General features: G+C 56.1%; 21 protein-coding genes and 4 pseudogenes. 21 read left to right on the top strand and 4 right to left on the bottom strand.

The window, feature by feature from the left end; all coding sequences use genetic code 11:
* Positions 1 to 53: 53 nt before the first annotated feature.
* The 16 genes and pseudogenes from JCM10550_RS01350 to JCM10550_RS01290 all read left to right on the top strand — a co-directional run bounded on the left by JCM10550_RS01350 (position 54) and on the right by JCM10550_RS01290 (position 8566).
* Complete coding sequence (locus JCM10550_RS01350; RefSeq protein WP_157199818.1) at positions 54 to 206, top strand: hypothetical protein; 153 nt, start codon at positions 54 to 56, stop codon at positions 204 to 206.
* 62 nt (positions 207 to 268) lie between these two features.
* Positions 269 to 1869 (top strand): annotated as a pseudogene (gene serA, locus JCM10550_RS01345) (phosphoglycerate dehydrogenase).
* Between the two features lie 781 nt (positions 1870 to 2650).
* Positions 2651 to 2995 carry a J domain-containing protein gene (locus JCM10550_RS16635; RefSeq protein WP_083475211.1) on the top strand — a complete coding sequence of 115 codons (345 nt, stop codon included), beginning with the start codon at positions 2651 to 2653 and terminating at the stop codon, positions 2993 to 2995.
* On the top strand, positions 2904 to 3551 hold the full coding sequence (locus tag JCM10550_RS01330) for a hypothetical protein (RefSeq protein ID WP_062396441.1): 648 nt from the start codon (positions 2904 to 2906) through the stop codon (positions 3549 to 3551). Before JCM10550_RS16635 ends, JCM10550_RS01330 begins: the two co-directional genes overlap by 92 nt.
* A 110-nt stretch (positions 3552 to 3661) precedes the next feature.
* Complete coding sequence (locus tag JCM10550_RS01325; RefSeq protein WP_062396438.1) at positions 3662 to 3946, top strand: hypothetical protein; 285 nt, start codon at positions 3662 to 3664, stop codon at positions 3944 to 3946.
* A gap of 93 nt (positions 3947 to 4039) precedes the next feature.
* Complete coding sequence (locus tag JCM10550_RS17880; protein ID WP_062396437.1) at positions 4040 to 4990, top strand: hypothetical protein; 951 nt, start codon at positions 4040 to 4042, stop codon at positions 4988 to 4990.
* Positions 4888 to 5223 (top strand): glycosyltransferase, encoded by a 336-nt coding sequence (locus JCM10550_RS16620; protein ID WP_172673725.1) that lies wholly within the window; start codon positions 4888 to 4890, stop codon positions 5221 to 5223. The genes JCM10550_RS17880 and JCM10550_RS16620 overlap by 103 nt, the downstream gene beginning before the upstream one ends.
* The gene (locus tag JCM10550_RS01310; RefSeq protein ID WP_062396433.1) at positions 5220 to 5438 is read left to right on the top strand and encodes a hypothetical protein; all 219 of its coding nucleotides are present in this window, start codon (positions 5220 to 5222) and stop codon (positions 5436 to 5438) included. Before JCM10550_RS16620 ends, JCM10550_RS01310 begins: the two co-directional genes overlap by 4 nt.
* A 62-nt stretch (positions 5439 to 5500) precedes the next feature.
* On the top strand, positions 5501 to 6496 hold the full coding sequence (locus JCM10550_RS01305) for a DUF2117 domain-containing protein (RefSeq protein ID WP_062396432.1): 996 nt from the start codon (positions 5501 to 5503) through the stop codon (positions 6494 to 6496).
* A 118-nt stretch (positions 6497 to 6614) separates the two neighbouring features.
* Positions 6615 to 6674 (top strand): annotated as a pseudogene (locus tag JCM10550_RS21335) (hypothetical protein); the annotation flags it as partial.
* A gap of 190 nt (positions 6675 to 6864) precedes the next feature.
* Positions 6865 to 6993 carry a hypothetical protein gene (locus tag JCM10550_RS24095; RefSeq protein WP_281175222.1) on the top strand — a complete coding sequence of 43 codons (129 nt, stop codon included), beginning with the start codon at positions 6865 to 6867 and terminating at the stop codon, positions 6991 to 6993.
* Complete coding sequence (locus tag JCM10550_RS21330) at positions 6990 to 7520, top strand: hypothetical protein (RefSeq protein ID WP_245618578.1); 531 nt, start codon at positions 6990 to 6992, stop codon at positions 7518 to 7520. The genes JCM10550_RS24095 and JCM10550_RS21330 overlap by 4 nt, the downstream gene beginning before the upstream one ends.
* Positions 7439 to 7618, top strand: a complete 180-nt coding sequence (locus tag JCM10550_RS21325; protein WP_245618621.1) for a hypothetical protein — start codon at positions 7439 to 7441, stop codon at positions 7616 to 7618. Before JCM10550_RS21330 ends, JCM10550_RS21325 begins: the two co-directional genes overlap by 82 nt.
* Entirely contained in the window at positions 7593 to 7778 is a 186-nt protein-coding gene (locus JCM10550_RS21320) for a hypothetical protein (RefSeq protein ID WP_245618620.1), read from the top strand. The genes JCM10550_RS21325 and JCM10550_RS21320 overlap by 26 nt, the downstream gene beginning before the upstream one ends.
* Positions 7779 to 7822: 44 nt before the next feature.
* Positions 7823 to 8221, top strand: a complete 399-nt coding sequence (locus JCM10550_RS01295; RefSeq protein ID WP_157199816.1) for a hypothetical protein — start codon at positions 7823 to 7825, stop codon at positions 8219 to 8221.
* Positions 8222 to 8290: 69 nt separating this feature from the next.
* The gene (locus JCM10550_RS01290; protein WP_157199815.1) at positions 8291 to 8566 is read left to right on the top strand and encodes a hypothetical protein; all 276 of its coding nucleotides are present in this window, start codon (positions 8291 to 8293) and stop codon (positions 8564 to 8566) included.
* Here JCM10550_RS01290 and JCM10550_RS01285 read toward each other — a convergent pair.
* From JCM10550_RS01285 to JCM10550_RS01270, 4 genes and pseudogenes are all read right to left on the bottom strand, one after another.
* Positions 8544 to 10219: pseudogene (locus tag JCM10550_RS01285) on the bottom strand (ATP-dependent DNA ligase). The gene JCM10550_RS01290 and the pseudogene JCM10550_RS01285 overlap by 23 nt on opposite strands.
* A 10-nt stretch (positions 10220 to 10229) precedes the next feature.
* Positions 10230 to 10757, bottom strand: a complete 528-nt coding sequence (locus JCM10550_RS01280) for an MBL fold metallo-hydrolase (RefSeq protein ID WP_157199814.1) — start codon at positions 10755 to 10757, stop codon at positions 10230 to 10232.
* Positions 10690 to 11016, bottom strand: coding sequence for an MBL fold metallo-hydrolase (locus tag JCM10550_RS01275; protein ID WP_062396426.1), 327 nt, complete (start codon positions 11014 to 11016; stop codon positions 10690 to 10692). The genes JCM10550_RS01280 and JCM10550_RS01275 overlap by 68 nt, the downstream gene beginning before the upstream one ends.
* Before the next feature lie 123 nt (positions 11017 to 11139).
* Positions 11140 to 11960: pseudogene (locus JCM10550_RS01270) on the bottom strand (uridylate kinase).
* 192 nt (positions 11961 to 12152) lie between these two features.
* On the opposite strand from JCM10550_RS01270, the gene JCM10550_RS01265 reads away from it, so the two are divergent.
* From JCM10550_RS01265 to JCM10550_RS21310, 5 genes are all read left to right on the top strand, one after another.
* A complete protein-coding gene (locus JCM10550_RS01265) occupies positions 12153 to 12365 on the top strand; it encodes a hypothetical protein (RefSeq protein ID WP_062396424.1) in 213 nt (70 codons plus the stop codon).
* Positions 12366 to 12421: 56 nt separating this feature from the next.
* A complete protein-coding gene (locus tag JCM10550_RS01260) occupies positions 12422 to 12637 on the top strand; it encodes a hypothetical protein (protein ID WP_062396422.1) in 216 nt (71 codons plus the stop codon).
* A gap of 44 nt (positions 12638 to 12681) precedes the next feature.
* Positions 12682 to 13053: a hypothetical protein gene (locus tag JCM10550_RS01255; RefSeq protein WP_062396421.1), complete on the top strand. Its 372-nt coding sequence runs from the start codon at positions 12682 to 12684 to the stop codon at positions 13051 to 13053.
* 108 nt (positions 13054 to 13161) lie between these two features.
* Positions 13162 to 13611, top strand: a complete 450-nt coding sequence (locus tag JCM10550_RS21315; RefSeq protein WP_245618577.1) for a putative sulfate/molybdate transporter — start codon at positions 13162 to 13164, stop codon at positions 13609 to 13611.
* Complete coding sequence (locus JCM10550_RS21310; protein ID WP_245618576.1) at positions 13553 to 13738, top strand: hypothetical protein; 186 nt, start codon at positions 13553 to 13555, stop codon at positions 13736 to 13738. Before JCM10550_RS21315 ends, JCM10550_RS21310 begins: the two co-directional genes overlap by 59 nt.

The raw sequence follows: 13738 nt of genomic DNA, 5'->3' as shown, positions 1-13738 counted from the left end.
TGGGTCACCTGAATATTGAATCAATTTGCTACCACGGTGGCGAACGTACCACGATGATTAATATGTGTCCCCCCCCGGAAACCTATTCAAGTTACCGCAAGGGAACGATGAGTGGCCCCCCCGACATTGCCCCCCCACACTACATCAACAGAGTGCGTGTTTTCCCCCCCCTGCCAACGCAGATCATATGCCCCCCCTGTCTCTGAACATCGAAGATTCAGGCAAACCATGAATATCAACAAAGAATAACAAGTAACAGGGAACAATAGTGACGGATTTTACAGTACTGGTCAGTGACACACTGGCAGACGAAGGCGTTGATATACTTCGTGAATATTGCAACGTCGATGTGAAGACGGGCCTCACCGAAGAAGAACTGATTGCGATCATCGGGACGTATGACGGACTGCTTGTGCGTAGCGGGACACAGGTTACCGCCGAAGTGCTTGCAGCAGCAGAGAAGCTGAAGTACATCGGACGGGCCGGTGCAGGTGTCGACAATATCAATCTTGATGCAGCAACCGAGAAGGGCATCATCGTTGCAAATGCACCCTCCGGCAACACCCTTGCCGCATGCGAACACACACTTGCCATGATGATGTCGCTCTCGCGCAATATCCCGCAGGCGACCGCATCGGTCAAGGCGGGCGAGTGGAAGCGTTCCCAGTTCATGGGTGTCGAACTCAACAACAAGGTGCTCGGCATTGTCGGATTCGGACGTATCGGGCAGGAACTCGCAAAACGGGCAAATGCTCTTGAGATGCGCTGTGTCGCATACGATCCGTATATCAACCGGGAACGGGCCAAGGAACTCGGTGTCGAGGTCTGCACTCTGGACGAACTCTTCCCCCCCCAGGCAGACTTCATCACGGTCCACACACCGCTGGTCAAAGAGACACGCCACCTCATCAATACCGAGACGATCGCGCAGATGAAGACCGGTGTGCGCATCGTCAACTGTGCCCGCGGCGGCATCATTGATGAAGAGGCACTCGCTGATGCCATCGAAGCAGGAAAGGTTGCAGGCGCAGCGCTTGATGTCTACGAGAACGAACCACCAAAGGACCAGCGCATTGTCGCACTCCCACAGGTCATCACCACCCCGCACCTCGGCGCATCCACGGTTGAGGCACAGCAGAATGTGGCGGTCTCGGTCGCAAAGCAGTGCATTGATGTGCTTGAGGGCGGATGTGCACGCTTTGTCGTGAACGCCCCCCCGATGGTACCTCTCGATCAGCAGGAGAGAATCGAGCCGTACGCATTGCTGGCACAGAAGATGGGCAAACTCTTAATTCAGCTCATCGACGGCAGACTCGAGTCTGTCGAGATCGAGTACGGCGGTAAGGCGGCAGACTTCGGCCGGAACACCAAATACATCACCCGCCTTGCACTCAAGGGTATGCTTGATCCGATCCTGCAGGAACCGGTCAACATCGTGAACGCCGAATTTGCCGCAAAAGAACGCGGCATCCGCATCAGTGAGAGCATCACCCCCCCGAGTCAAAGGGATTCACCAACATCATCACCATCAAGCTGAAGACCGACACGATGCAGGAGTCTGTCTCCGGTAACGTTGCCACCCCCCCGGAGAAGATCCGCGTCGTCGCCATCGGCGAGTACATGACCGACATGACGCCGGGCGGCGACGTGGTCATTTCACGCCACCGTGATGTGCCCGGTGTCATCGGACAGTTTGCCACCATCATCGGCCGGTATGATGTCAATATCGCAGGCATGCAGGTCGGTCGTAACGAACCCGGTCAGGAGGCCATCATGGTCCTGAACGTGGATGCGGCAGTCCCCCAGGAAGCGATGGACGAGATCGTCAAAATCGACGGCGTCTCCACCGCACGCTATGCACATATCTGATAACTGACACAAAAACCGGCATCAGGCTCCCGAAAAACCACTGATGCCGGAAACAAAACAAATCATTTTTATAATCCCACATCCAAGGTATGTAGGCACAGGCACAAGCTCGTGGTCTAGCTGGTTATGACGTCGCCTTGACATGGCGGAGGTCCTGAGTTCGAATCTCAGCGGGCCCATACATTCTTCTTTTGGTTCCTCTTCGGTAACATTTCGGTCGTTTTTTCAGAGTCAGGTATTCTGACAACACGGTTTTTACAAGTCAGATCGCGTTCATGCGGTTGTTTCAGATAGGTTATCCACAGCTGTTTCGTCCCGGATGTGGCAGGGGCAGTCGCTCTTTGAAGCCACCATACGATTTTCGTCCGGATTAGTTTGTCCGGATTCCCGGAGTTGTCTCCCTTGATGGTATGCTGCAGAGGAGGGTCGCATACCACCCGACACGATTTTTTTGATACGGCTAACACCGGTGGCCGGTCTCCTCTAACATCAACAACCCATGACTACCGTCGCAGGCTCCCTGCCGGTTTGATCGTGAAGAAGCAAAAGAAGTGCCAGCCAAGGTACGGATGGTGTCGACCCGTGCCGGAATATCATTAATAATAAATTCTAATAAAAATCCACAATTGGCAATGTATTAAATATAGGCACCGTAATTGATATTTAAATTTATTACCATCAGCGACAACAAAATGGTACCCCGGTGGCGCAATGAAAAGAGCATGTCGATATTATGAGATACTGGGACTGAGCCGTGACGCAAGTCATTCCGATATTTCAAATGCGTACCACAGTCTTCTACAGACGTACCATCGACGTATCGTCACATCCGAGAGCACCGGAGAAATTCCGGGAGATCCACGAGGCGTATGCAGTCCTTTCAGATGCAGAAAAAAAGAAAGCATACGACATCGCTCTCGACACTCCCGGACAGAACAGTGAGCCGGAAGATGATGAAATAGACTTTGAACATGAATTCCATGTCCAAAACGAGAATTTCACCACTGACGGGGGGGCGCATTTCGTTGTTAACCGTGTCCACCACCTCATCATCAACGGGGGGGAAGAGTTTCTGGAATGCGACGGCATCCTGTTACCCCCACAAACGGGAGAACTTTCCTTTTGATCTCCACGATATCGAAGACGAGTATTACACCGCCGATGAGACCATACCCATCGGCGGAGCCGAATACCACTTCAAAAACGCCCACCATATCGCCATCAGGGGCAGGGAATATATCGAATATGACGGGGGGGATTATATTCCGTTTAACCGGCAGGAATTCCCGGAACATACTGATAACAACCGGGAAATGACCCATTCGGGATGGAATGGCGGAACGCTGCTGATCAGACTGATGATCATTTTTGTTGTGGTATTTGCGGTTACCAACGGCATCTTAATGATGAAATCATCCGCAAATGCCAATTATTTTTCCTCTCAGGAAAAAGAGTGGGCCCTGCAGATCAGGGATGCGATGGATACACAACACCCGACAACACGGGATTATGCCCTTTCCCTGATTGACAAATCCCATGCGGGTGAGAGAAACATCGCCCAGCTATGCGACATATGGGAAAAAACGCATAAACAATGGACATATGTCTCCGACCCGGAAGGACAAGAATACTTTTCTCCTGCAAGCAATACCATCGAACTTGGCCTAAAAGGGGGATTGTGACGATTTTGCAATCGTAATCGCATCACTGATTGAATCGACAGGAGGGAACACCCGGGTGATTATGGCAGAGGGCGCTGACGGAGGGGGGCCATGCCTATGCGGAGGTCTATATGACCAATAATAAAACGGACTTCGATACGATTGCACAGTATATATCCAACCGATATAACTGCCCGTCCGTGGCATACCATATCGTATTCGATGAGAATAAAGAACCCCCCCGCTACTGGTTAAACCTTGACGGACAGTCCCATCATCCCGGCGGTGAATTCTATGACAGCAACGGGAAGATGACCGCATTCGATTCCAGCGGAAATTATTACCGCTTAAAAACCGGCACGGGAGAAAAAGAGAGGGACACGGACATGCCGATCAGAGACCGTCCGGACCCTTAACTCCATCCCGGCGGCCACTGTCCGGCAGAGCCATACCATGCTTCTTTTCTGCCTCTCTGCCCATTGTGTATACAGGAGCACAGAGCATTGCGTATGGCAGCGACATCTCATTCCCATCAGTCCCCTACCCCGGAACATACGGATGAACAGACCGGCCACCCCATCATCCTCTTCTTTGTCTGCGGAGAAGGGCTGGGGGGGCACACCTCACGCTGCCTGAAGGCAGCACAATATTGTGAAACACAGGGTGCTGTCTGCCATCTCGCCGCATACGGCCAGTCCCATGCCTTCCTCACCAAGGCGGGGTGGCCGCGTCTGCGCAACACTCCTCGCGAAGTGACCCTCGCAGGAAACGGGGGTCTCTTCTGCATCAGAAAGACCCTCTGGGATTCAAAAAGCGTACCCCCCCGTGACCTCACCCGGTCCTATCGGCAGGCACGCACCCTGATCGCCGACATACAACCGGATATCGTCATCGCGGACACGATGTATGCACCGGTTGAAGCGGCCCGGCGTGATGACGTGCCGGTGCTCTTTATCACCAACCAGAACCGGTTCTCCACCCTTGCAGGCGGCGGAGAGAACGGATGGGCCGCCCTGAGCCGTCTGGTCTCCTGGTACCTCACCCTGCCGGACAGGGTCATCATCCCCCCCGACTTTGCCCCCCCGCCTGCCACCGTGAGCAACTACAATATCGCCATACCTCCCGGACGGGAGGAACACTACCGGTTCATCGGCCCTCTCATCGACATCTCCCGTGACACATATCCGTGTACAGAGAAGACCATCTTTGCCTCATTCGGCGGCGAACCGTTCAAGATCCCCCCCTCTACCGGCATCTGGCGGAGATCGCCGGACGCCGCCGTGACCTCTCCTTTGAGGTCTTTGCCCAGATGCCGGGGCTGCCGGAGACGACAGAGAACTTCCATACCCACGGCTATGTGCCGGATCTTCTGTCCCACCTCTGCTGTGCCGAGGTCGCCATCCTCCACGGCGGTCTCACCACCCTGCACGAGGCGCTCTTTTTCGGGAAACCGGTGGTGATGGTAATCGACCCGCACCACCCTGAACAGGGCAATAATGCCCGCGCCATCACCGGGATGGGTGCAGGCGTGATGATCCGGGGGGGGATGAGGCGGACACCGAACGGCTGGAGGAGGCCATCGAAGAGGCACGAAAACTTTCGGTGCCCGACTTCTCCCCCACGGTATGCAACAGAGAACGGAAGAGTGCTGCTCTGGAACGAGATTCAGGAGACCTTACGTCATCCACGGTGACGGGTGCACGCCCCCCCCGGCCTCCATCGGAACCAGTGCCGTCATCCGAACGGTTGGGCAGCACCAGAACCATTTTTTCCTGCGTCAACCAACGCTGGTGCATGGACCGCGAAACGATCCTCAGGGTTGAGGCGGGGTACGCCTTCTGCATCTGCCCCCCCAACTGCCATTCCCGGTTTGATATCGGCATGAAGACACGCGAACCATTTCTCTAAACTTTCCATGATGAAAACAATACCCCCCCTGACAAAAAGACCCGCAATGAGGAGAGACCGGAATGCCTGAAGGATGTACCATCATCGCCCACGGCCCGGAGGTCTTTGATACGGGCGACATCGAAACGGTCAGTGCCGCACTGCACCCGGAAGAGATCATCGTCGCCGGTGTAATGGCCCGGACGGCAGCAGAGGAATCCGGGTTTCCCTGCTGGTTCAATACCCGGCCACCGTCGCTGGTTATCCGGCACCTGCCACCGGAAACAGATGCATGGCTGCTGAACCGGGGAAAAACCCCCCCTGCCTCAGGCGAGGAGTTCGGACGGATCGTGGCGTCCCGGTCTGACCGACCGGTCTATCATATCGAATGCAGCAGCAGGACGGTATTCGGGTGGAACGGTGCAGACCCCCCCGGCCTGACAGAGGAGGCAGCACGCCGCCTCGGATTTGCGGCAGTGTTCAAAACGGCGGATGTCCGGACACCGGAAGGCTGCATGCGGGAAATTCGCGGGTGCATTCCGGGGGGGGAGCCGGTCTTTGTCAACGGCATCGTCATCGGTCACGCCACCGCAGAGATCGCCGTCATTGCTCCGGATGAAGAGGGACTCCGGGCCGTATCCGGCATCACGCTCAAGGCCCACGGCATCGAGAAACTCCTCCGGAACGGCCCGGTGGACATCTCCCGGGCATGGTGCAAGTCAGGTGCGGTCCGGTCACAGGGGGCGCAGGTGGCAGAGAGGCGTGCCCCCCCGTCCGGGCGCATTGCCGTCATCGACCACGCTGCCTGCGACATCTATTCTCAGGTGGATACCGACACCTGCGGAGTGGTCTCAATCGGTGACGACACCACCGCAGTCTGCGGTCACATATGCGCCCATCTCGGCATCCCCCCCATCTTCGGGGTGACCGACGGTGACGCGGACACCGTTGTTGATCACTCCTGTTGTAGGGGGGGTTCCGTCATTGTCGAGGTGACCGAGGGCAGGGATGACGAGAAGGGGGGGCTGGAGATTGCATCGACCATCCCCCCGCTCCCTGCCACTGGGACTGCTGGGTGACCGATACCCTTTGCACCCGCCGGGACATCCGCATCGTAAGGGATGCACGATGAGACCCGGTCAGCTCTGTTCCCAGTGCAAGGGCAAAGGGATGTGCGGTCTGCCCCGGTGTCCGGTGATGGAGCGGTTCCATGCCTCCGCCCGGGTGAAGACCACCGACTCCTATATGGGCGGGGGGGCACCGTCAGTCTTTGTCGGAACACACGCCTACCCGAAGATGGCCGGGGGCCCGCTCCTTATCGGGGGGAGAGCGACAACCCCCCCGAGGTCTGGGTGGAGAAGGCCTACACCATCGATGACATCGTCAGCGTCCGGTCCCGGACGATACGCGGGAATACCGCCGCTACATCACGGGGGGGGCGGATGCGATGCAGGAGATTGCCCTCTCCGCGGTGCCCCCCCTGGATGTGGAGGTCGCGTTCACCCGTCCGGTTGCATTCGACCTCCGGTTTGACGGGACGATTACCCCCCCCGTCGGTCTCTCGGGGGGGATATGAGAAAAATAGACGTGCTGGACAATGCCAAAACCCCCCGCCCGGTCGAAAAAGCGGTGGGCGACACCGACCTGAAGGCGGCCGATGCGGTGTGGGATCTCTACCGGGATGGCGTCGGCGTGCATCAGGTCTCCCAGCTTTTGAGTGCCGGTCTTCTGGGCAGACAGCGCAAGGTGGTCCCAACCCGGTGGAGCATCACCGCCGTTGACGACATGCTGGGAAAGGCAGGCAGGGCAGGCATCTCCCGGAACGCCGCACTGGACGAGTATCTCGTCTTTACCGCCACCCTGCACGGGAACACCATCGTCTGCATTCTCACCCCCCCCGGAGATTTCCGCTATGAGATGATCGAGCACTGGCAGGCGGGCAGTATGTGGGGGGCGGCACAACGGGTGCGTCATGACAGACGGGGAAAGCAGGAAAGGGGAAATCCGGGTATTCCCCCCCTATTGCCGGTGCCTACTATTCCGCACGACTCGCCGTCCTCGATTATCTGCGCACCACCGGCAGATCCGGGAGGGCCATTGTGATCCGGAGTGTCGCCGGTTCATACTGGGCCCCCCCTTGGCACCTGGGTGATCCGGGAGGCAGCACGCCGGGCGATGGCACAGCCTCCCGCGGCCTTTGAAGACCTCGCAGGGGGGGCACAGCGGTATGCCACCGCCGTCCTCGGCACGGATACCTGGGCGGGTCACAGTACCTGCTCCGGGAGATTTCGACTCAGAAGAACCTCTCGGACTTCTTATGACCAAATCAAGGGAATTAAATATCTGAAACCTGAAGCATAATTTATATGAATATGTGTTGGGGGGGAACACTGTTTGGCTCCGGGGTGGCATCAGCGCTTGTTATGCCGGTCCAGGCAGCGGGAGTACAGCGAATCTACGATGGTCTGAGCGCAAACCAGTATCTGCAGATCATGATTGCGGCACTCATCCTGGTGGCCGTCTTCATCGGTATCTTCTACGTTATCGGTAAGAGAAACGCCCGGCGGACAAAAGTGAACCCGGTCGCGAGGAATGTTGCGCTGATTCTTGCCATTCTCTACCTGACTGTCGGGACACTGCTCCTGATAACAGACTTTATTGTGCTCATTGAACCTATGTGGCGACAGATGTATTCGCCTATGTTGTTCAGATATTCCGGTACTACTTCCCGGAAATTGTCTTTGGCATCATCATCGTCGGTGCGGCAGGCCTCCTGCTCTATCTGGTCGGATTCTACATCATGATCTTTGTGCAGGAACCGACAGAAATCGTAAAAGATGATGAATCCTATCATATCCGGGCCCCCTCCGGAGATGGAGACGGAGGTGAGCAGGGAGAGAATGGACAACAGCGGAATTGCGTTCCGTGTCACGGACTGGGAAACAAAGGAACCCCTATCAGACGGAAAAATCTGTCTGGAGACAAAAAATGGAACCCTGATGATGATCAAATACACCGATTTCACGGGGGGGGAGGTGGACTTTGGCAAACTCTGTGCACCGGGGATGACTACTATGCCTATGTCGAAGGGGGACCGGGAGCGGCAGGTCTACCGCTTCGTCACCCTCACCGAGCGGACTGCGCAGTAAACCGTTCTTCAATCATCCGGAGGGATTCAATCTCATCCGGGCTTTTATCATCCCTGAGACGGATGAAACGGGGGAACCGGAGGGCAAACCCACCGGCGTAACTGGGACTCTTCTGCACTTCCGCATATCCGACTTCCACCACAATCTGTGGTTCAACGTGGACCTGCTTTCCTTCCTCTGAAATAACCAGACCGGAGAGGGCCGCATACATCTCCTGCAGGGCCTCATCCGAAAATCCGGTCGCCACCTTGGAGAGAGGGATAAACGAGCCGTCTTCACCCAGACAGGAAAGGAGGAATGACCCGAAGATATGGGCCCGTTTTCCTTCACCCCACTCCGCACCGGTGACCACCAGGTCAATGGTGTCCACCGCCGGTTTTATCTTCACCCAGAATTTGCCCCGGACACCCGGCGTATACGGGGGGGAGCGGGGGGGATCTTTGATCATGATACCTTCATGCCCGTCGTCGAGGGCCGTACGGTAGAGGACATCAATCTCATCCTCATCCCCCCCGCTCATGAGCTGGGGGGGCGACATAGGTGTCGGAAACGGCTGCCGCAAGGCGCTCTCTGCGCTCGGCAAAGGGCAGGTCAATGAGTGTCTCACCGTCAAGCCAGAGGATGTCGAAGATATTGGGGACGAGAGTGATCTCCTCAATGTGTGAAGCGATGTCATGTTTGCGCCGGAACCGGCGGAGCACATACTGGAAGGGCAGGGGGACGGCCGTCACGAACGGCGATGACCTCCCCCCCGTCAAGGATGACGTCATGCGATGTGGCCGCATCAAGCATGGCGACGACATCGGGGGGGATGGCATGGGTCACCTCCTCCAGTCTCCGGGAGTACATCCGGCATATGCCGTCCCGCTTATGGAACTGAAACCGGGTGCCGTCATATTTGTATTCGGCTGCAAGAACCCCCCCCACCCCCCCATCAAGCATATCGGTCACCGTTCCCTGTTTGGCAAGCATCATCTTCAGCGGCCGGAACGGTTCGATATGAACCTCATGTAAGGCAGCCTCTCCTTTGCGTGCGATAAGGGCCACCTCACCAAGGTCGTTTGCCGCCTGACCGGCATGCTCCACGGCAGCAGAACTGACCCCGAAGGCAGCTGCTATGGCATCCCGCATCGTTCCTTCGCCGATGCCGATTCTCAGTTCCCCCCCCAGAAGCAGGCGGGCAAGATACCGCCCTTCAAGAGGGGGGGAGGCGTTCGCAAAGAGCCTGCGCAGTACCCGGTCCTTCTCTTTCTGGGACTTGTTGCCGCCGGTTGCGGCAAGGAGCGTGAAGTCACGTCCGATGTCAGCGAGGGTCAGGGACTCGGAAAAAAATGACGTCTGCTCTTTTTTTGCAAGCAGAGACTCGACCGATTTGCCGGGATCCCCGCTGCGGTTGATGGCACTGACAACCGCCCGGCGATTTCTGCCTGCCACATAGGCCACCGCGTCGTAGACACTCCCCCCCGGCCCGACACCGATCTTCTCCTGACTCCAGTCAGGGAAGGGCCGCCCCCCCATCAGGTAGCGGATGAAAAGCGGAATGTCCGCCTCATCCAGAGTGGAGAGTGCGTCCCGGACAAAAGCGGTCATCGCAAGTCTGCCCGGAGTCTGTTCCAGCGTCTCACAGATCCGGGAGAATTCCTGAAATTCCATCGACATCTCTTCACACCTCAATGGTCCGGGTCACGGCATGCTGAAGGCCGACTTCCAGTGTTACGTCATGAGAAGAGGAGGAGAGGGTCTCACGGGCGGTCAGAAGGGCCTTCTCCGGTGTATTGTTCTTCTCCGAGAGGTGGGCCAGCACCGCCACCGAGAGATCCGGGCAGAGTTCACTCAACACATTGGACGCCGCCTGGTTGGAGAGGTGACCCCCCCGGTTTTTGTCGGCAATCCGCTGTTTCAGAAATTCCGGATAGGGCCCGTTTTCAAGCATCACCGGGCAGTGGTTGCTTTCGAGGACGAGGGCATCACAGCGGGAGAGGCAGGGCATCATTGCAGACGTCACCATCCCGGTATCGGTGCAGACACCCACGGTCACCTCACCGTCTGATATGCAGAACCCGGTCGGGTCTGCTGCGTCATGGAAGGTGGAGAACGGGGGGGTCACCGAGAACGTGCCGGTATCAAACGCCTCTCCCGGCAGAACCCGGGAAAGAGAGGCGGTGCCCGGTGATTTCAGGGTTTCTTTCACCCCCGGCAAGCGTGCCCCCGGTGCCAAAGACGGTCATTGGACACTGGCGGGTGAGGACATCGATGCCCCGGATGTGATCGGAGTGCTCGTGGGTGATACAGAGCCCTTCCACACGGGAGATATCTCCTTTGCAGGCCTCAACAGATGACCGGATACGGCGGCTGCTGATGCCGGCATCCACCAGAAGGGCACCCCCCCCGGACCCTTCAATATAGACGCTGTTTCCTTTACTGCCGCTCGCAAGGACGGTTACCTTCATTGTCCATATGTTATCCCCCCCCAGATGGTAAAAGTCACCTCTTTGCACCCGCTGTCCGGTGGCTGAAACGATCCTGTGGCAGACCGGATACCGGTAGTCACAGCAAAAAAAGAGATTGCGGATTTAATCCGCGGTGATCAGCGTGCCGGGGGGGTTTTCACCGTTGAGGGCACGTACCAGATTGCCGCGTTCATGCCCGTTGATGATACGTATCTCCCGGATATTTTTTGCATGCATCAACAGTTCGACGACCTTGCGCTCCAGCACCATATCGTCCAGATTCATCGCGAGCAAGTCTTTGGCCGTGATCTCCTTGATAAGCTCTGCCTCAGGGTTGACAAACGGATTTTCGGTGAAGAGGCCGTCGACATTCTTCAGCAGGATACATGACTTTGCCCCCCCGATCACCTCTGCGGCGAGGAATGCTCCCGTATCGGTCCGGTGCTGCGGGATGAAGGTGCCGGGGGGGAGGGTTCTTCAAAGTAACTGTAGGGTGGCGTGCCCGCCATAATCGGCAGAAGGCCCATCTTCATCAGCATCGGAATATCCATGATATCGTCCACTTCAACGCAGATACCCCCATCTTCGGCGAGCAATGCCGCAACCATCTTTGCATTCTGGATGCTCACTTCACCGGAGAGTTCTGCAAGAATCCCGGTTGGCATGCCGAGGTCAATGCCGATGTCCATCACATGACGGACACGGACACCGCCGCCCACCACGACAAGCATATCGTGCTCTGCTTTGAGCTCCCGGATCTCATCAAGCAGGGGGGGCAAAAGCACTGTTGAACCAAAGTCAACCGTACCGTGTCCGCCGATCTTGACCACATTCAGATTCGGTGCAATCCGTATGGTCCGGTCCTGATGCTCCCCATACTCCAGGGATTTACGTACCAGTGTCTCTCCCTGTAATTTGTTTTTTATCTCCCGTCGTTTTATCATGAATTCACTCACCAAAGATTAACCGTATATCAATAAAGGTTTCCCGTTTTCTTTCGTCAGACAGACAAAATAACGCCAAAAAGACATACACATCTCTCCGATAAATTACATACATTTATATTATCTGACAGGACACATATGGATATACCAGTTGATATAACAGATGTTTACCAACTGTAGGATGTGAAAACAATGAAGATTTACGTGCGGCCACGCAACAGAAACAATGACGATGTCGACCAGCAGCAGTTCAGGATTGTTGCCATCACCGGGGAAGGAACACAAAAAGTCAAATTCCAGGCCAAGCGCCTCCGCAAATCCGAACTCGAGATGATCGCAGAGGACACCGGTGCAACACTGGTCTACATGGAAACCTTCCGCCACACCGATGGCGACAAAGAATAAATACTATCCCACCTATTTTTGGCTGTCTCCACGCAGAAGGAGAGGAGGAGAACAGCATGAAGATATATGTACGTCCACGACAGAAGGTCGGAGAAGGTGCGCATCAGCCCATGTTCAAGGTTGTTGCGGTCACCGGAAAGGGAGAGGAGAAGCTGAAAATGGAAGCCGGCCATTTCCGGAAAAAGGAGCTGGAGATAATTTCTGCTGATATCGGTGCAGAGATTGTGATGCTCGAACCGAATCCAAAAGAATCCGGGAAAGGTAAGGACTAACCACTAACTTTTTTTTCTTTTCCTGCCAAATACCGCATACTTCTATGGCGTCACTTAACATACCGGCACTCTTTCAGGCAGCGGCTGACATTCTTATCCGGGAAGATCAGCGCATTTCTGTTGAATATTCCGCAGAAGAAACAAGAATCCGGTTTCCCACCGCCCGTCGGTTCGCCCGGTATCTTGATGTGCCCCCCCATTACTATGTCCTCCCAGTCTTCGACACGATGGAGGATAAAAATCTGGTCCGAAGAGAGGAACGGGTGGGTATCTCAACGACGAATGAGGGCACGTTACTCTTTCTGGAAATCATTAAGGAATCAATGCCCGACGAGGCAAACGCACTGCTGGGGGGGGAAGGGACAGTTGCTGCACTCGCGGCAAAGATCTCATCGGTGACCCCCCCTGCGCCATAACTGTTCTGGCATCCTGACAATAGTGCAGAGGGACCGTGATACCACAATACCTATCGTCATAAAAACGGGATACTTTTCTGACTATCCCGTGAATGGGACGGAGACAACATGAATATTCTGAACCATCACCCTGATACTGCAGACCAGCTCCCGAAACCTGCCTTTACGTTGAGGGAGGCGGCGGGGGGGTCGGTGGGCGACTTCGGGACCATTCTTCCGATCGTCTTCGGGGGGGTGGCCCTCGTGTCAGATATGAATATCAGTCACATCCTCTTCTTTTTCGCTTTCTGGTTCATCATTTCCGGGTTCTACTATCGCCTGCCGGTGCCCATCGAACCGATGAAGGCGGTTGGGGGGGCGGTGGTGATTTCCGGATCTCTCACGCATGACATCATCGCCGCGTCAGGCATCATCATCGGTATCTTCTTTCTTTTGGCAGGTATGATGCGATGGATGGAGGCACTGAAACGATACATCCCGCAGAATGTCATCCGGGGGTGTGCAGGCGGGTCTGGCGCTTCTGCTGCTCCGTTCGGCCTTCGGGTTTGCAACAGGTGATATCATTCCGTTTGCGGCGGCCACGCTGGTCATCGGCCTCTTCTGGGTCGGTGCGAAGTACACCCGGGTGCCGGACATCTCTGCTCTTATTGTGGTCTTCGGCGGTGTGGGGGGGCGGGAATTCTGA

It is taken from the genome of Methanogenium cariaci JCM 10550 (assembly GCF_001315945.1).
Classification (GTDB): Archaea; Halobacteriota; Methanomicrobia; order Methanomicrobiales; family Methanomicrobiaceae; genus Methanogenium; species Methanogenium cariaci.
The sequence above is the reverse complement of the archived record's forward strand: the minus strand, read 5'-3'. Positions and strand labels throughout refer to the sequence as shown.